Below are 17,382 nucleotides of genomic sequence, written 5' to 3' on the forward strand. Positions count from 1 at the left end.
GTCATCATGACCACAGACACAGGGAGCGCTATGCCTCGGGAACAAGCAGGGGTGTGTGCAGAGGGCAACCTTCACGGGTTGTATCTGCTGTTTAACGCGGAGGAGCAGGCGGAGCCGGCCCTGAGAGGGGTGCTGGCGGAGATCGCCGCCTGGCTGCAGGCCTCGGTGGATCAGAATGCGGACAGCGCCTTCAATGGATTTGTGGCCGTGGGGGCCAACTACTGGGACACCCTCTATCCGGAAGCCCGTCCCGCCAATCTTCGCCCCTTCCCCAGCTTCGAACAGGAGGACCGTAAGGCGCCGGTGCAGCCGGTGGACCTGTTCATCCACATCCGCTCCGACCGGGTCGACATCAACCATGTGGCGGCCATGGAGGTGTGTCATCGCCTCACCGGGCTGGTGCAACTGGTGGAGGAGGTGCGAAGCTTCCGGTACCTGGACAACCGCGATCTGACCGGCTTCGTGGATGGCACCGAAAACCCCCAGGGTGTGCACCGCCGCGAGGTGGCCCTGGTGGGCGGAGAGGATGAGGCGTTCCGGGGCGGCAGCTACATCCACGTCCAGCGCTACCAGCACAATATGGACCGCTGGAACGGCATCAGCCTGAAACAGCAGGAGGACACCATTGGCCGTACCAAGGTGGAGAACATCGAGTACGTCGGCCAGGACAAGCCGCTGACCTGCCACATCAAACGTACCAACCTGAAGGATGAGCAGGGCAACTCCATGGAGATCCTGCGCCAGAGCATGCCTTACGGCACCATGAAGGAGCAGGGGCTGTTCTTCATCAGTTGCTGCCGGACTCCGGTCCATTTCGAAGCCCAACTGAAGTCGATGATCCATGGCGATGGCCAGGGTCACTACGACCATCTGCTCAACTTCACCCAGGCGGTAACCGGGGCGGCGTTCTTCGCCCCGTCACTGGACTTCATGGAGTGCGCCGCCGAACGGGATTGACCCGATCAACAAGGCCCGCCGGAAGCGGGCCTTGTCAGCTCTTTCTCTACTCGGGTCAGCCCTTGTAGTTGAACAGGTCCTTGACCGTCTGCAGCGCCTTGTCGATGTTGTCCGCCTTGGTCGGGGCAATAAAGATGGTATCGTCACCGGCGATGGTGCCGAGGATCCCCTCGGGCTTGCCGATGGAGTCCAGCAGGCGGGCGATCAGTTGGGCGGCACCCGGGCTGGCCTTCACCACGATCATGGCGCCGTTATGGTCCACGTCCAGCACCAAATTCTTCAGCGGGCTGGTGGCGGTGGGCACCCCCAGCTCCGCCGGCAGGCAGTAGACCATCTCCTGCTTGGCGTTGCGGGTACGGACGGCGCCGAACTTGCTCAGCATGCGTGACACCTTGGACTGGTTGATGGTGCTGAATCCGGCAGCCTGCAGGGCGTTGACGATCTCCCCCTGGGAGCCGAAACGCTCCTCTTTCAGCAGGGATTTGAACACGCGGATTAGCTCATCCTGATTGCGGGTCGACTTCATTCTGGCAGCTCGTTGTTTCTAGAGAGTTATTTATATTTTGCCCCTTTGCCGCGGGATAGGCAACAACAGGCCCTGAGGAGCAAGTGGAGCAGAGCCCGGGTTAAGGGTCAATAAGAGATTGGTAAAATTGCCTTTAAACCCGTGTTTGGGTATGGTGAGCGCAGACATCCAAACGCGATCCATGTCACATCAAAGGATAGATGGAGAACACCATGAAAGTAGCAGTACTCGGCGCGGCCGGCGGGATTGGCCAGGCTCTGGCTCTTCTGTTGAAACTGAACCTGCCCAAGGGCAGCGATCTGGCTCTGTATGATATCGCCCCGGTGACCCCTGGCGTGGCCGTGGACATCAGTCATATCCCCACCGCCGTGAACGCCAAGGGTTACGCCGGTGAGGATCCCACTCCCGCCCTGGAAGGGGCCGACGTGGTGCTGATCTCCGCCGGTGTGGCCCGCAAGCCCGGCATGGATCGTGCTGACCTGTTCAATGTCAATGCCGGCATCATCCGCAACCTGGTGGGCAAGGTCGCCGAAGTGGCGCCCCAGGCCTGCATCGGGGTGATCACCAACCCGGTGAACACCACGGTGGCCATCGCTGCCGAAGTGCTGAAAAACGCCGGCGTCTACGACAAGCGCCGCCTGTTCGGCGTGACCACCCTGGATGTGATCCGCTCCGAGACCTTCGTGGCGGAAGCCAAAGGGCTGGAGCCCGAGCAGGTGAAGGTCAAGGTGATTGGCGGTCACAGCGGCGTGACCATCCTGCCGCTGCTGTCCCAGGTCGAGGGGGTCACCTTCTCCGACGAGGAGATCGCCTCCCTGACCCAGCGCATCCAGAACGCCGGCACCGAGGTGGTGGAAGCCAAGGCCGGTGGCGGCAGCGCCACCCTCTCCATGGCCCAGGCGGCCTGCCGCTTCGGTACCTCCCTGGTGCGTGCCCTTCAGGGGGAGCAGGGCGTGGTGGAGTGTGCCTACGTGGAGGGCAGTGGTGAGCACAGCCGCTTCTTCGCCCAGCCGGTGCTTCTGGGCACCAAGGGCGTGGTCGAGGTGCAGAACTACGGCGCCCTGAGCGCCTTCGAGCAGAAGGCCCTGGACGACATGATGGAGACCCTGGCGGCGGACATCGACAAGGGCGTGGCCTTCGTCAACGGCTAAGCCGCCGGACCGATAGCAGAAAGGCCCCGACGGGGCCTTTCTTGATCCTGCCGTACAAACTGTTAACTGCGGCGGTCGACGGCGATGCGCGCCAGGGACTCCAGGGCGGTCTTGGCGTCGCTGGCGGGCAGGGGCGCCAGGGCGGCAATCGCCTTGTCCGACTCCTGGTGGGCCCGCTCCATGGTGTACTCCAGGGCGCCGCAACGGTGAAGGGCGGCCAGGATGGGATCGATCTCCTCGGTGCCGCCGTTCTCGATGGCGGCCCGGATCAGCTGCCGTTCCTCCTCGCTGCCCTGGGCCATGGTGTAGATCAGCGGCAGGGTGGGTTTGCCCTCCGCCAGATCGTCGCCAATGTTCTTGCCCAACTCATCCGCCTCGGCGGTGTAATCCAGTACATCGTCCACCAGCTGGAAGGCGGTACCCAGGAAGCGGCCGTAGTCGGAGAGGGCTTTGACGATGGTCTCTTCCTGATCGGCCACCACCGCTGCCAGCCCGGTGGCGGCTTCGAACAGCTTGGCGGTCTTGCAGTAGATCACCTGCATGTAGCTCTCTTCGGTGGTGTCGGGATCGTTGCAGTTCATCAGCTGCATCACTTCCCCCTCGGCCAGCACGTTGGTGGCCTCCGCCAGCCCCTCCAGCACACGGTGGTTGCGCATGTCGGTCATCATCTGGAAGGAGCGGGTGTAGAGGAAGTCGCCCACCAGCACGCTGGCCTGGTTGCCAAACAGGGCGTTGGCGGTCTCACGGCCGCGGCGCATGGTGGACTCGTCCACCACGTCGTCGTGGAGCAGGGTGGAGGTGTGGATAAACTCGATGATGGCAGCCAGACGGATATGGTTCTCCCCCTGATAGCCGACCGACTGGGCGGCCAGCAGCGTCAGCAGGGGCCTCATCCGTTTCCCGCCACCGTTGATGATGTAGAAGGAGAGCTGGTTGATCAGGACAACATCGGAGTGGAGTTGCTCATAGATCATCTGGTTGACCAACTTCATGTTGTGGTCGGCCAAGTCACGGATGGCGTTCAGGTCCATAATATATCCGGCTGTAGGCTGCCAAACTCGGCAGCTGTAAGTATAATGTGCACAGTATGGAAGCGAATTCTACCCAAATTCCACGCGCATAACAGCCGCATTTGCCTAATGATTGAGGTGCTACTCAATTCGGCCCGATCCTTTCGCGATCTTTTTTATCGTGGGTCTTGCCTGTTTTGTGTCCTTGGCGTAGAATGCCCGGCCATTGTCAACAAGTTTTAAGCCACACCCTGACCCCAATCTAAGCGCGGTCGGCGTGTGAAGCGGAGTTTTTACTATGTACGCGGTTTTCCAAAGTGGTGGTAAGCAACACCGTGTTAGCGAAGGCCAGACTGTTCGTCTGGAGAAGCTAGACGTTGAAACCGGCAGCACCATCGAGTTCGATAAAGTTCTTCTGGTTGCTAATGGCGAAGACGTAAAGGTAGGTGTTCCTTACGTAGATGGCGGCAAGATTGTTGCCGAGGTTGTGACCCACGGTCGTGGCGACAAGGTTAAGATCGTCAAGTTCCGTCGTCGCAAGCACCACCGTAAGCAGATGGGCCACCGTCAGTGGTTCACTGAAGTTAAGATTACTGGCATCAACGCCTAATTACGGAGTAACGAGAAATGGCACACAAAAAAGCTGGCGGTTCTACTCGTAACGGCCGTGATTCAGAAAGCAAACGCCTTGGTGTTAAGCGCTTCGGCGGCGAGTCTGTACTGGCAGGCAACATCATCGTTCGTCAGCGTGGCACCAAGTTCCACGCCGGTGACAACGTAGGCGTAGGCCGCGATCACACTCTGTTCGCCACCGCGAACGGCAAGGTGAAGTTCGAAGTGAAAGGCAAGCAAAACCGTAAATTCGTGAGCATCGTTGCCGAGTAATTCGTTCACCGAACGATCTGCAAGCCCCGCCATCGGCGGGGCTTTTTGCGTCCAAGGGGGGAGGCCGATCCCAGGTGATCCCATCCTTGGTATACTATTAGCTGTTTTCCTGACGGGTTTGAGCGATGAAATTTGTAGATGAGGTGCTGATCCGGGTTGAAGCCGGAGACGGCGGCAGCGGCGTGGTGAGTTTCCGCCGTGAGAAGTACATCCCCAAGGGGGGACCGGACGGCGGCGACGGCGGTGATGGCGGCGATGTGTACCTGATCGCCGATGAGAACCTGAACACCCTCATCGACTATCGTTTCGAACGCTGTCACCGCGCCACCCGGGGCTCCAACGGCGCCAGCGCCAACTGCACCGGCAAGCGCGGTGAAGACAAGATCCTGTCGGTCCCCGTGGGCACCCGTGCCGTGGACGCCGATACCCAGGAGCTGATCGGCGATCTGACCAAGCATGGCCAGAAACTGCTGGTGGCCAAGGGCGGCTACCATGGCCTGGGCAACACCAGGTTCAAGAGTTCGGTGAACCGCACTCCGAGGCAGAAGACCCTGGGCACCCCGGGTGAGCATCGTGAGCTGAAGCTGGAGCTGCTGCTGCTGGCGGATGTTGGGATGCTGGGCCTGCCCAACGCCGGCAAGTCCACCTTTATCCGGGCGGTGTCCGCCGCCAAGCCCAAGGTGGCCGACTACCCCTTCACCACCCTGGTGCCCAACCTGGGCGTGGTGCGAGCCAACGCCTCCGAGAGCTTCGTGGTGGCGGACATTCCCGGTCTGATCGAGGGCGCCGCCGACGGTGCCGGCCTGGGGGTGCGCTTCCTCAAGCATCTGGAGCGATGCCGTGCCCTGGTGCACCTGGTGGACGTGGCCCCCATCGACGGGAGCGATCCGGTCGATGGCGCCAAGGCGATCATCAAGGAGCTGGAAACCTACTCCCCCAAGCTGGCGGCCAAACCCAGAATCCTGGTGCTGAACAAGCTGGACCTGGTGCTGGATGAGGAGAGAGATGAGCTGGTTCAGCGCATCGTCGACGGCCTGGAGTGGCAGGGGCAGGTGCGCACCATCAGTGCCCTGTCCCGCACCGGCACCGATGACCTTATCCAGGAGCTGATGACCCTGCTGCGAGACATGCCCCGTGAGGAGCAGCAGCAGAGTGCCGAGGAGGAGGTGGAGTTCAAGTGGGAGCACCACCACAAGGAGCAGATGGATCAGGCCGTGGTCGACGAGGATGACGACGACTGGGATGACTGGGACGACGACGACTACGACGTCGAAGTGGTGTACCAGCGTTAATCCATAGAGTGAAAAAGGGGGCTTCGTGCCCCTTTTTGTTGAGCAAAAAAGAGTATGATTCGAAGGTGTGGTGAAAAACCCACCTCATCGTGTGACGTTTTTTTGGGGAGTCTGGGGTTGGAACTCGCTCAGCAGAATGAGATCACCCGGCTGGCGGTGCGCGCCGCCCAGCTGATGTTGGCCTGGGGGGCCGAAAGTGAACTGGTGGAAGATGTGGGCCAACGCCTGGGGGTGGCCCTGGGGGTGGAGAGTGTGGAGCTGTCCATCTCCTCTACCTCCCTGGTGCTGACCACCCTGTATAAGCAGCGTTGCGTCACCACCACTCGCCGTTTGCGCGACCATGGGCTCAATATGGATATGGTGTGCGAAGTGCAGCGCGTCTGCGTGATGGCGGAGAAGGGTCTGCTGGACCTGGATCAGGTGGGCCGTAAGCTGCGCCAGCTGAAACCCAAGACCTGGAACCGCTGGCTGGTGGTGGCGATCATCGGCCCCTCCTGCGGCAGCTTTGCCTACCTGTTCGGGGCCGATGATACCGCGGTGATGCTGACGGTGCTGGCCGCCTGCCTCGGCATGGTGGTGCGTCAGCAACTGGCCAAGGGCCACTTTAACCTGCTGATCAACTGGGCGGCCACCGCCTTTGTCACCACCCTGGTGGCCAGGCTGGCGGCCATGGTGTGGCCCACCCCGGACGCAGATGTGGCGATGGCGGCGGCGGTGCTGATGCTGGTGCCCGGCTTTCCCCTGCTCAATGCCATCGCCGATATGGTGAAGGGCCACTACAACGTCGGCCTGGCCCGATGGGGTCAGGCCACCCTGATGACCGCCTCTGCCGCCATCGGCATCACCCTGGCGATGCAACTGACCGGGATGGGGTGGATATGAACCTGCTGCAACTGCTGATCAACGGCGCCATCGCCGCCATTCCCGCCGTGGGGTTCGCCATGGTGTTCAATGTGCCGGGACGGTTCCTGTGGCGCTGCGGCCTGGCTGGGGCGGCAGGGCACATGGTCCGGGGCCTGTGCATGGGCTGGGGAGCGCCCATCGAGTGGGCCACCTTCGCCGCCTCGGTGACCGTGGGCTTCCTGTCGGTGCGCTGGTCCCGTCAGACCCTGGCACCGATGCAGCTGTTCGGGGTGGCGGCCATCATCCCGATGATCCCGGGCACCTTCGCCTTCAATACGGTGATCGGCCTGGTGGAGATGAGCGCCCTGGGGGTGACCACCGACAGCCTGATGCCGGTGGTGTACAACGCCCTCAAGACCCTGTTTATCCTCGGGGCCCTCAGCGTTGGCCTGGCGATGCCCGGTCTGCTCTGGTACCGCAACAAACCCATTATCTAGGGCATGTTGACCTTTGCTGAATGTTTTTGCTTCAGCATCTGACCCTTGAGGCTTTAAGATGCAGGGAGTCCGCTGCAAAAGAGCCGCCACCCTGGATGATGGGGACGCCCTTCGGGGCCGGACTGACGGCAACCACTCGGCGTTGTTCGACTTTGACGTAGGGCCACTATGCCTACCATCGAACACCTTGATTGGTTGCCGCCACCCTCGGCCAAATACGAGACACCAAAGATAAACACCCCCTAGGAACTACGGATGCGCCTATCCATGATCGCCTGCATGGCCCGGGACCGGGTCATCGGCAAAGAGAACCAGATGCCCTGGCACCTGCCTGCGGATCTCAAGCATTTCAAAGCCGTCACCATGGGCAAGCCGGTGGTGATGGGTCGCCGCACCTTCGAGTCCATCGGTCGCCCCCTGCCGGGACGCCACAACGTGGTGATCACCCGCAACCCGGCGTTCCGGGCCGACGGGGTCACCCTGGTAGCCAGCATCGATGAGGCCCTGGCGTTGCTGGCCCATGAGGAGGAGGTGATGATCATCGGCGGCGGTCAGCTCTACGCCAGCCTGCTCCCCAGGACGGACCGGCTCTACCTGACCCTGGCGCAGATGAGCGTCGACGGGGATACCCGTTTTCCGGACTATGGTCAGTTGCAATGGCGGGAGATCGAGTGTCGGGTGCGCCCCGCCGACGATGCCAACGACTGTGATCTGCACTTCGTCACCCTGGAGCGGGTGCGCGACTGAGTCACACCCCAGGGATCCTGTTATGGTTCCATATGCCCCAAGTTTGCATCGTTAAGCAACTAGGGTAAGCTGTCGCTGTTACCCTATGTAAATCTTTTAATAACGATAAGTAACAAGGAGTGGTGAGATGAAATTCCATCTGAGTCTGGCGGTGGCGGCAGCCCTGGTAGTCAACATGGCCTGGGCCCCGCAGGTTCAGGCGAACGATCAGTTGATTGCCAATATCTGCCAGTATGTACATGACGATAACAAGAGCCGGCTGCGCAAGAAGCTGAAGGAGTCCAATGTTAAGGTGCGCAACATCTACGACGGGATTCGCTGCAACGGCGAGACCATGATCCGCAGCGCCATGACCAACAACGCCAACGACGTAGGTGTGTTCCTGGTGAAGCGGCTGTCGGCCAAGAGCCTGCAGCAGCCGGAGTTTGATGGCCAGACCGTGCTGGACTGGGCCAGTGCCAATGGCCACGAGGGCTCAGAGATCGTCGGTGCCATCCGCGAGCGCATCGGCGGCTAGTCCGGCAGAGACAGCGCAAGGCAAAAAAGGCGACCTCCTGGGTCGCCTTTTTGTTGTCCCGCTTTCCTCGGTCACACCACTTTGAATCGGCGCACCTGCTGCTGCAGCTCTTCCGCCAGCTGGGCCACCTGCTGGCTGGAGGTGGCGGTCTGGATAGCACCGGAGGAGGTCTGCTCGGAGATGGTGGCGATCTGCTCCAGTTTCTCGGAGATGGTCTGGGAGACGGTGTTCTGCTCCGCCGCCGCCTGGGAGATCTGGTTGCCGGCATTGACCACGCCGGCGACGGAGCGGGTGATCGCCTCCAGGGCGGCGTTGGCTTCCTCTGTGGTGGTGACACTGCGACGGGCCTGGTCCTGGCTCTTCTGCATCACCTCCTCGGCCTGACGGGCCCCGTCCTGGACCACCTCGATCATCTGCTGGATCTCGGTGGTGGACTCCTGGGTACGGGAGGCCAGGGAGCGAACCTCGTCCGCCACCACGGCGAAGCCGCGACCCTGTTCGCCGGCCCGGGCCGCCTCGATGGCGGCATTCAGGGCCAGCAGGTTGGTCTGTTCGGCGATGCCGCGGATCACGTCCAGGATGCTGCCGATGGCGGCGGTGTCGTTGTTGAGCTTGTTGATCACCTGGGCGGTGCGTTCCACCTCGTCCGCCAGGTTCTGGATGATGGCGCCGTTGTTCTCCGACAGGGCCCGGGCCTGGCGGGTCTCCTCATCCGCCTGCTGGGTCTCGCCCAGGGCATCGTTGGCGTTGGTGGCCACCTGGTTGGCGGAACTGGAGAGCTGGTTGGTGGCGCTGGCCACCTGCTCGATCTGGCTGGTCTGTTCCTGGATGCCGGAGGTGGTCTGGGCGGTCACCGCCGAGGTCTCCTCGGCGGCGGCGGCCAGCTGGTCGGCCCGCTCGGTGATGGACTGGATCAGCTCTCTCAGGGCGTCGGAGAGGGCGTTGATGTTGCCCGCCAGTTTGCCAAACTCGTCGTGGTTGGTCAGGCTCAGTCGTTTGGTCAGGTCGCCGCTGGCCAGCACCGCCAGCACCTCGTTGATGTGGCCCAGGGGCTTGGTGATCGACTGGCGGGTTCGCAGGCTGATGAGGGTGGCCACCAGGATCGAGCCCAGCATCACCGCCATGGTCAGGCTGCGGGTGGACTCCAGGGACGCCATGGCCAGGTTGCCGGCGTCGTCGCTGATGGTGGCCAACTGCTGCTGCAGGGTCTGGGTCAGGGCGATCAGGGCGTCGTACTGGCTGCGGGCGTCATCCAGCCTGGCGTCCACCGCCTGGGCCTGGCGCAGGTTGGCCTGCTGCAGATCGATGAGGTTGCCGTCGCCGCGGAGGAAGGTGGTCATGGTGTTGAGGTTGTCGGTCAGCTCCTGCACCAGCGCCTGCTGGCCGGTGGCTTCGCCGTCGGCCACCATCCCCTCCAGCCGGTAGTCCAGGCTGCGCAGCAGAAACTCGGTTTCACCCCTCAGGGTGTCCAGGTTGTCCTGAGTGGCCATCTTGCCCAGCTCCAGGCCGATGGCCACCATGCTGGCCACGGCGCTGTCCATGTTGTTGGCCTCGCCGGCCATCTGGCGTTCGGTGGGGTTGTCGGACACTTCCAGATCCATCAGGTCCAGCAGGATGGAACTGGCATCGTCACCGGCGATCTCCAGGGTCTCCACCTGGGTCTTCAGCTTGGTCCGGCCCTGGCCCAGCGCCAGCTTGGACTGCAGCAACTGGCTCCAGGCCTGCTGGAAGGCGTCGTTATAGGCACTGGCCTGACCGGCGTCCAGGGCAAACTCGGGATGGGTCTGCAACAGGCTGTTCAGTGAGGCAATCTCATTGCTCAGCTGACTCTGCTGTGCCTGCAGCCGCTGCTGTAATCTGTCCAGCTCACCGCTGCCCTCGGCGTCGTGGGCCGACTGGATGGTGATGAATTGGCGGTTGAGACTGAGGCTGAGCTGATTGACCTTGTCCTTGGCCGGCACTGCAAACCTCTTGAAGGTGTTGGTGTGCTCCTCCACCGTGTTGATGCTGGAGAGGGAGAGCCCTCCGAGAATCAGCAACAGCAGGGTGACGAAGGTGAACCCTCCAATGATGCGGAGTGAGACGGTAAGTTTCATTATTAGTATGGTCCTTGGTGTGTGATCCCCCAACACACACCATGTTATCAATCTGACAACCAGTTTGCAGCAGTCATTGCGCCGATTTATCCAACAATAAGCGGGTGTTTAGTGGGCATCAGCCCCAGACGCGCTCCGCCTGCTGAGTGTGTCTCCGACCCGTTTCCAACTGCCAGAAGGTGAGCCAGTGACCCCAGCAGGCGCCGGTATCCAGGCTGATGGCGTTGCGGGTGCGGGAGTTGCCCATCAACGCCGCCCAGTGGCCAAACACCAGGCGGTACTCCCTGAGCAGGGGGTGGGGAAAGCGGAACCAGGGTATCAACGCCCCTTCGCCGTCCGGATCGCCCTTGGCGTAGAAGTCCAGTCGGCCGTCCGGGTGCAGCAGGCGCATCCGGGTCAGGCAGTTGATGGTGTAGGTCTGGCGGCGGAAGGGAGGCGCATCCGGCTCCTCATGATCCGGCTTATCGCCATACATCTGGGCGACAAAGTCCAGATAGTGGTCCGATTGCAGGGTGGCGCTGACCTCGTCAGCATGGCGGATCACCTCGTCCACCCCCCACTGGGGCGGAACCCCGGCGTGGGTCAGCAGAATCTTGTGCTGCGGCAGGTGGCGGTAGAGAGGCTGACGACGCAGCCACTGGATCAGCTCATCGCGGTCCGGGGCCTCGAGGAACGCCTTGAGCCTATCCTTGGGCTTGCTTTTCTTGAGGCCGGCATGGACGGCCAGCAGGTGCAGGTCGTGGTTGCCCAGCACGGTACGGCCGGCCTGACCCAGGTCGCGGAACAGCCTGAGCACTTCCAGGGAGCCGGGGCCGCGGGCCACCAGGTCGCCGGTGCACCACAGGGTATCCAGGGCGGGATCGAACCCGACCTTGTCCATCAGTGCCCGCAGCTCGTCGTAACAGCCCTGGATGTCGCCGACAAAATAGTTGGCCATGCCTAGTGCAGGCTCCTGGGATTGGTCAGGGCAAAGCGGTCGATGGGGCTCTGCAGCACCTGGCCATCGTCGCTGAGCAGGGTGTAGAAGCCGGTCATACTGCCGACCGGGGTGGGCAGGGTGACGGCGCTGGTGTAGCTGAAGCTTTCCCCCGGTGCCAGGGTGGGGGTCTGGCCCACCACCCCTTCGCCACTCACCTCGTTGAGGCTGCCATTGCCGTCGGTGATCTTCCAGTGCCTGTGGGTCAGCGTCAGGGTTTGGTCATGGCGGTTCTCCATGGTCACCCGGTACTGGAACAGGTACAACTGCTTCTCCGGTTGCGACTGTTCGGCGACGTACCGGCTCTCAACCTGGATCTGCAGCGGCGGAAGGCGCATGGCGGCCTCAGGTGCGGCAGAGGTGGTTGGCGATGGCGATGAAGCCGGAGACTGGCAACTGCTCCGGGCGCAGGCTGGGATCGATGCCCAGGGCCTCGAAGGCGGCATCGTCCAGCTTGCCCTTGAAGCTGTTTCTCAGGGTTTTTCGGCGCATGTTGAAGGCGGTCAGGCACACCTGGCTCAGCACCTCGACATCGTCCACCGGGTAGGGCTTCTCTGCGTGGGGGACCAGCCGCACCACGGCGGAGTCCACTTTGGGCGGTGGGGTGAAGGCGCCGGGGCCCACTTCCAGCACCGGCACCGCCTTGCAGTAGTACTGGGCCATCACCGTCAGGCGGCCATAGTTCTTGTGGCCAGGGGCGGCACACAGGCGCTCCACCACCTCTTTCTGCAGCATGAAGTGCATGTTCTCCACCTTGTCGGCGAACTCGAACAGGTGGAACATCAGCGGAGTGGAGATGTTGTAGGGGAGGTTGCCGAAGATTTTCATCTTCTTGCCCTCCTCCATCAGGGTGGTGAAGTCGAACTTCAGCGCATCCCCCTGGTGGATCTTCAGTTTTTCGCCCCAGCCGGGTTGGCGGGTCAGGCGGTCGGCCAGATCCCGGTCCAGCTCCACCACGTTCAGGCAGTCTACCTGCTCGGCGACCGGTTGGGTCAGGGCGCCCAGGCCGGGGCCGATCTCGACCAGGGTGTGCTCATTGCTGGGGTTGATGGCGGCGACGATGCGATCGATCACCGACATGTCATGGAGGAAGTTTTGGCCGAAGCGCTTACGGGCGCGGTGGCCCATATGAACATTGTTGCTCATCGATTCTGTTTACTTGTCAGTTCAATAGCTTTGTTAAGGGCGACCAGGAAACTGCCTGGATCTGCCTGGCCGGTGCCGGCCAGATCCAGGGCGGTGCCGTGGTCCACAGAGGTGCGGATGAAGGGCAGTCCCAGGGTGATGTTGAGGGACTTGCCGAACCCCTTGTATTTTAGCACCGGCAGGCCCTGGTCGTGGTACATGGCCAGGACCACATCGCAGTTATCCAGGTACTTGGGCTGGAACAGGGTGTCCGCGGGCAGGGGGCCGGTCAGGTCCATCCCCTCGGCGCGCAGGTGGCTCAGGGTGGGCTCGATCACCTCGATCTCCTCCTTGCCCAGGTGGCCCCCCTCGCCGGCGTGGGGGTTAAGGCCACACACCATGATCCTGGGTTGCGCCAGACCGAACTTATCCTGCAGATCCTGGTTGAGGATGCGGATGATCCTCTCCAGACGCAGCGGGGTGATCGCCTTGGAGACGTAGGCCAGGGGGATGTGGGTGGTCACCAGGGCCACCTGCAGCCCCTCGGTGGCCAGCACCATCACCACATCCTGGCACCCGGCCTGCTGGGCGAAATACTCGGTATGGCCGGAGAAGGGGATGCCCGCCTGATTGATGATCCCCTTGTGCACCGGGCCGGTGACCACCGCGGCGAAGTCGCCGTTGATGTTGCCGTCACAGGAGAACTTCAGCGTTTCCACCACATAGGCGCTGTTGGCATCGTTGAGCTGGCCGCACACCACCGGAGCCGCCAAGGCGAAGGGAGCGATGGTCAGGGTGCCCGCCTCCTGGGGCTGGGGAGGTTTGCCCGGTTGGTAGGGCTGCAACTTGATCGGCAGCCCCAGTATTCTGGCGCGGTCGGTGATCAACTGGGGATCGGCACAGACCACCAGCTCCACCGGCCAGGCCTGCTGAGCCAGGGTCACCACCAGGTCCGGACCGATGCCGGCAGGCTCGCCCGGGGTTACCGCGATACGGACCGTCATTTGCCGTCCACCATCTCGATGTAGGCCTTGGCACGCATCTCCTGGGACCAGACCGCCGCCTGCTCGTTGAACTTGCGGCGGAACAGCAGCTGATAGGCGCGGTCGGTGTTCATCTTGTCGGTGGTGTCTGTGGTGCGGCGATCGGTCAGCTGCACCACGTGCCAGCCGTGGCTGGAACGGAAGGGCTGGCTGTATTCGCCCCTGTTCAGCTTGGCCAGGGCGTTCTTGAACGCCGGCACGTAGATCTCCGGATCGGACCAGCCCAGGTCGCCGCCCTTGAGGGCGCTGCCGGGATCCTCGGAGTGCTCCCTGGCCAGGTCGCCAAAGTCGGCATCGCCGCTCTTCACCTCGGCCAGCAAGTTGTCCAGCATCTGCTTGGCCATATCTTCACTGAGGATCGGGGAGGGTTTGAGCAGGATGTGACGGGCACGCACCTCCTCCACCTCCTGCACCTGCTGGCCGCGGGTCTCCTGGATCTTGACGATGTGGAAACCGGCGCCGCTCTTCACCGGGCCGATGATGTCACCCGACTTGGCGTCTTTCACCAGTTCGGCAAACAGGGTGGGCATCTCGTTGATGTTCATCCAGCCCCAGTCCCCGCCCTCCAGGGCCTTGGGGCCGGCGGAGGCGGCGATGGCGGTCTTGGCAAAGTCGGCACCGTCGTTGAGCAGCTTCAACACCTTGTCGGCGCGCTGGCGGGCCTCCTCCACAGTCTGGGGAGAGTTGTCCTTTACCTCGATGAGGATGTGGCCCACGTGGAACTCGGCGTTTTGCAGGCCCTGCTCCTCGATCATCTTCACCAGGGTGTCGATCTCCTGGGGGGAGATCTGTACCCGGCGCTGCACCTGGAAGCGCTGGACCTGGCCCAGGGTGATCTCGCGGCGAACCTGTTCTCGGTACTGGGCGTAGTTGTCGCCGGAGGCTTCCACCTCGGCCTTGAGCTCGGCCAGGGTCTGGCCCTGCTCCTGGGCCATGTTCTCCAGGGTCTGGTCCAATTGGATATCGCTGATCACCAGGCCCATGCGCTCAGCCATCTGCAGCTGCAGGCTCTCGTTGATCAGGCGATCCACCACCTGGGTGCGCAGGGCGGAGTCCGAGGGCAGGGACTGGCCGGCACGCAGCGCGCCCCGCTTGATGTTGGCGATACGGTCGTCGATCTCGCTTTGCAAGATGATGCCGTTGTTCACCAGCACCGCGACCCGGTCCAGGGTCTGAGGCTGAGCCATCAGGGAACCGACCATGGCCAGGGAAGCCACGGCGCCAAACAGAATATTGCGAACCTTCATCCTCTAATCCATCTCTCTGGTGCAGTTATCGCTTAGAGCACCAGGCTCGGCGACGGTTCCTGCACTGTAACACATTTGTTTCCTCAGTTTCTGAGGTAGTAGGGGCGGCGGTAGTTGAACAAGCCTGCGTCCAGCATGTCGCTGACCCCGAGCGGGCCGGAGGAGCCCAGCCCCTTCAGTTCGAAGGTCAGGGACCAGCTGGTGTCGAAATCGTTGCGCTGGCTGATGTTGGTAAAGCCGCTGTCGCTGTAGTTGGTGTTCAGGTGGCGATCGTAGCTTAGACGGATGGCCCAGCAGCAGGATTCCCACTGGATACCGGCAAAGGTTTCCACTGAACGGTTGAGGTTGGCATCGTAGTAGTAGTTGCCCACCAGATAGGTGTTATCGGTCAGCGGCCAGGTGGTGCGCAGGCCAAACTGGTTGATGTCCACCGACTCACCGGTGTCGGCGTCGATGGCCAGCTCCGGCACATAGCGGTGGGACAGCTGCACCAGCTTGTCCCGGCCCGGCCGGTAATCCAGGGTCAGTTCCGACTTGTTGGTGATGCCGGAGTTGGTGTCCAGTTGCAGGGAGCCGGCGAGGAACCAGTTCCTGGCGGCCTGCATATCCAGCTCCATCGCCAGGGCGGAACTGGATTGCTGAATCTGGTTTGACTGGTCCGGCAGGCTTACCTCGCTGTCGGACAGGTAGAAGATCTGGCCAAGGGCAAAACGCAGCCTCTCGTCATTGCCGTCGTCGAAGATCCGGGTCGCCACCCCCAGAGTCAGCTGGTTGGCATCGGCGATGCGATCCAGGCCTGAGAAGCGGCGGTCGCGGAACAGGCCGCTGTAATCGTCCTGCAGCAGGGCGGTATCGTAGACACCGATGTCACTCTGATCCTCGTGGGGGATGTAGAGGTACTGGGCCTGGGGCTCAAGGGTCTGGCGCAAGGGCTGACCGCGGAAGCTCAGCCGCCGCTCCAGGTTGATCTGGCCGTGCAGCCGCAACTGGGGCAGGGTTCGGCTGACGAAGTCGTCCAGGTTCTGCTCCAGGGGATTGGTGGTGTTGTCGGGCACATCCTGCTGGTAGAAGGTCTGCATCAGCTTCACTTCGCCCAGCAGGCTGGCTGCCGGGGTCTGGAAAGGCAGGGACAGGGTGGGTTCCATATGCCAGCGGATCGCTTCCAGCTGGTTGTTGCCCTGGCTGGCGAAGCGGGTCAACTCGGTGCCGAAGGCGAAATCCAGGCCGCGGGAGACATCGGGCCGGTGATACTGGAAGCTCAGTTGCGGCAGCACCTGAAAGGGCGACTCGGCCTCACCCAGCACCTTGATGTCCTGCACCCGGGCGGCGAAGTTCCACTCCTTCTGGAAATAGGCGGCTTCACCCACCCGGCTTAGCTGGTTGTCGGTGCTGGTGCTGATGGCGGAATCGAAGTCGTTGAAGTAGTTGTCATCGCTGATGTCGGCAATGTCGGCGTGCAGGCGCCAGCCGTTGTCCAGCCTGGCGGAGTGCTCCCAGGAGTAGGCCCAGCGATCGGGGCGGCCGTTGAGGCTGTCCAGGCGGTCGTTGCCGATGTACTCCAGATTGATCAGCCCGGCGCTGTCACGCTGCAGGTAGCGCCCTTCGGCACCCAGCCACACCCCTCTGGAGCTCATGACCTGAGGGCTCAGGGTCAGGTCGTAGTTGGGGGCGATGTTCCAGTAGAAGGGGGCGGTGATGTCGACGCCGTTCTTGGTGCTGGTGCTGATGGAGGGGAACAGGAAACCGGTCTTACGCTTGTCCGATACCGGCACCGTCATATAGGGTACGTAGAATACCGGGGTGTCGAACAGGCGCACCTGGGCGTTGTAGATGCGGCCCCACTCCTCGCTGGAGTCGATGACGATCTTCTCCGCTTTCAGCTCCCAGTCGGGCACCTCGGAGGGACAGGTGGTGAAGCTGCTGCCTAGCAGCACCAGGTCGTTGTCACCGGTGATCTGCAACTGGCCGGCATCGCCATGGACCTGCTGGCCATGCAGCCAGTACTGCGCCTGGTTCAGGGTGGCGTTGTAACGGGTCAGGTCGGCGTTGAGATCCTCGGCGGTGATGGTGATGGCGGGATCCTGGTACACCAGGTTGCCGTTGGCCTGGACTTTCTGCTCCTGCTGGCGCACCTCGGCGCTGTCGGCGGTGATGGCGCGGTTGCCCTGAGTCAGTTTGACGTCGCCCCGGAACCGGGCCGTTTCACCGGCGATCGCCTCACTGCGGTCCGCCCTGACGGTCACCGGCTCCCGCGAGGCGTCCTCCTCCATAGGGGCATTGGGGTCCACCATCAGGGGCACCGGCAGCCTGACGATACACTGGTTGTCCGGCACCACCACCTGACCCTCCTGGCTCCAGGCGGCAAAAGGCAGGCAGCAGCACGCTAAAGCGAGTTGAAAACGCATTGTTATCCTTTTGGATTGTGTGCGGACGCCGGTCCGGATTCTGTCGGCGCGGCCGCTGCCGTCCC

General features: G+C 62.5%; 18 protein-coding genes. 9 read left to right on the forward strand and 9 right to left on the reverse strand.

Features of this window, described 5'->3' with window-relative positions; translation table 11 throughout:
• The first annotated feature begins 30 nt into the window (after positions 1 to 30).
• Positions 31 to 957: a Dyp-type peroxidase gene (locus FCL40_RS14135; RefSeq protein WP_136853948.1), complete on the forward strand. Its 927-nt coding sequence runs from the start codon at positions 31 to 33 to the stop codon at positions 955 to 957.
• Between the two features lie 55 nt (positions 958 to 1,012).
• Here the strand turns inward: FCL40_RS14135 and argR are convergent, their stop codons facing one another.
• Positions 1,013 to 1,483 carry a transcriptional regulator ArgR gene (gene argR, locus FCL40_RS14140; protein WP_028109695.1) on the reverse strand — a complete coding sequence of 157 codons (471 nt, stop codon included), beginning with the start codon at positions 1,481 to 1,483 and terminating at the stop codon, positions 1,013 to 1,015.
• 212 nt (positions 1,484 to 1,695) lie between these two features.
• Between argR and mdh the strand changes: the two genes are divergently transcribed.
• Positions 1,696 to 2,634 carry a malate dehydrogenase gene (mdh, locus tag FCL40_RS14145; protein ID WP_136853949.1) on the forward strand — a complete coding sequence of 313 codons (939 nt, stop codon included), beginning with the start codon at positions 1,696 to 1,698 and terminating at the stop codon, positions 2,632 to 2,634.
• A gap of 62 nt (positions 2,635 to 2,696) precedes the next feature.
• On the opposite strand, the gene ispB is transcribed toward mdh, so the two are convergent.
• Positions 2,697 to 3,665, reverse strand: coding sequence for an octaprenyl diphosphate synthase (gene ispB / locus FCL40_RS14150; protein ID WP_136853950.1), 969 nt, complete (start codon positions 3,663 to 3,665; stop codon positions 2,697 to 2,699).
• 277 nt (positions 3,666 to 3,942) lie between these two features.
• On the opposite strand from ispB, the gene rplU reads away from it, so the two are divergent.
• From rplU to FCL40_RS14185, 7 genes are all read left to right on the forward strand, one after another.
• On the forward strand, positions 3,943 to 4,254 hold the full coding sequence (gene rplU / locus FCL40_RS14155) for a 50S ribosomal protein L21 (RefSeq protein ID WP_028109698.1): 312 nt from the start codon (positions 3,943 to 3,945) through the stop codon (positions 4,252 to 4,254).
• A 17-nt stretch (positions 4,255 to 4,271) separates the two neighbouring features.
• The gene (rpmA, locus tag FCL40_RS14160) at positions 4,272 to 4,529 is read left to right on the forward strand and encodes a 50S ribosomal protein L27 (RefSeq protein ID WP_136853951.1); all 258 of its coding nucleotides are present in this window, start codon (positions 4,272 to 4,274) and stop codon (positions 4,527 to 4,529) included.
• A 125-nt stretch (positions 4,530 to 4,654) separates the two neighbouring features.
• Entirely contained in the window at positions 4,655 to 5,821 is a 1,167-nt protein-coding gene (cgtA, locus tag FCL40_RS14165; RefSeq protein ID WP_136853952.1) for an Obg family GTPase CgtA, read from the forward strand.
• Positions 5,822 to 5,995: 174 nt separating this feature from the next.
• A complete protein-coding gene (locus tag FCL40_RS14170; protein ID WP_229360340.1) occupies positions 5,996 to 6,703 on the forward strand; it encodes a threonine/serine exporter family protein in 708 nt (235 codons plus the stop codon).
• The gene (locus FCL40_RS14175) at positions 6,700 to 7,161 is read left to right on the forward strand and encodes a threonine/serine exporter family protein (RefSeq protein ID WP_136853954.1); all 462 of its coding nucleotides are present in this window, start codon (positions 6,700 to 6,702) and stop codon (positions 7,159 to 7,161) included. Before FCL40_RS14170 ends, FCL40_RS14175 begins: the two co-directional genes overlap by 4 nt.
• 255 nt (positions 7,162 to 7,416) lie before the next feature.
• Positions 7,417 to 7,908 (forward strand): type 3 dihydrofolate reductase, encoded by a 492-nt coding sequence (gene folA / locus FCL40_RS14180; protein ID WP_136853955.1) that lies wholly within the window; start codon positions 7,417 to 7,419, stop codon positions 7,906 to 7,908.
• Positions 7,909 to 8,035: 127 nt separating this feature from the next.
• A complete protein-coding gene (locus FCL40_RS14185) occupies positions 8,036 to 8,425 on the forward strand; it encodes a DUF3718 domain-containing protein (protein WP_136853956.1) in 390 nt (129 codons plus the stop codon).
• Between the two features lie 71 nt (positions 8,426 to 8,496).
• On the opposite strand, the gene FCL40_RS18840 is transcribed toward FCL40_RS14185, so the two are convergent.
• The 7 genes from FCL40_RS18840 to lptD all read right to left on the reverse strand — a co-directional run bounded on the left by FCL40_RS18840 (position 8,497) and on the right by lptD (position 17,317).
• Positions 8,497 to 10,521, reverse strand: coding sequence for a methyl-accepting chemotaxis protein (locus FCL40_RS18840; protein WP_136853957.1), 2,025 nt, complete (start codon positions 10,519 to 10,521; stop codon positions 8,497 to 8,499).
• Positions 10,522 to 10,639: 118 nt separating this feature from the next.
• Positions 10,640 to 11,458 (reverse strand): symmetrical bis(5'-nucleosyl)-tetraphosphatase, encoded by an 819-nt coding sequence (locus FCL40_RS14195; RefSeq protein WP_136853958.1) that lies wholly within the window; start codon positions 11,456 to 11,458, stop codon positions 10,640 to 10,642.
• A gap of 2 nt (positions 11,459 to 11,460) precedes the next feature.
• The gene (gene apaG / locus FCL40_RS14200; RefSeq protein WP_136853959.1) at positions 11,461 to 11,835 is read right to left on the reverse strand and encodes a Co2+/Mg2+ efflux protein ApaG; all 375 of its coding nucleotides are present in this window, start codon (positions 11,833 to 11,835) and stop codon (positions 11,461 to 11,463) included.
• 7 nt (positions 11,836 to 11,842) lie between these two features.
• Positions 11,843 to 12,643, reverse strand: a complete 801-nt coding sequence (rsmA, locus tag FCL40_RS14205; protein ID WP_136853960.1) for a 16S rRNA (adenine(1518)-N(6)/adenine(1519)-N(6))-dimethyltransferase RsmA — start codon at positions 12,641 to 12,643, stop codon at positions 11,843 to 11,845.
• Entirely contained in the window at positions 12,640 to 13,626 is a 987-nt protein-coding gene (gene pdxA / locus FCL40_RS14210) for a 4-hydroxythreonine-4-phosphate dehydrogenase PdxA (RefSeq protein ID WP_136853961.1), read from the reverse strand. The genes rsmA and pdxA overlap by 4 nt, the downstream gene beginning before the upstream one ends.
• Positions 13,623 to 14,912 (reverse strand): peptidylprolyl isomerase SurA, encoded by a 1,290-nt coding sequence (surA, locus tag FCL40_RS14215; protein ID WP_136853962.1) that lies wholly within the window; start codon positions 14,910 to 14,912, stop codon positions 13,623 to 13,625. The genes pdxA and surA overlap by 4 nt, the downstream gene beginning before the upstream one ends.
• Positions 14,913 to 14,995: 83 nt before the next feature.
• Positions 14,996 to 17,317, reverse strand: a complete 2,322-nt coding sequence (gene lptD / locus FCL40_RS14220; RefSeq protein ID WP_136853963.1) for an LPS assembly protein LptD — start codon at positions 17,315 to 17,317, stop codon at positions 14,996 to 14,998.
• Positions 17,318 to 17,382: the final 65 nt, after the last annotated feature.

Source organism: Ferrimonas sediminicola (genome assembly GCF_005116715.1).
GTDB classification, from domain to species: Bacteria; Pseudomonadota; Gammaproteobacteria; order Enterobacterales; family Shewanellaceae; genus Ferrimonas; species Ferrimonas sediminicola.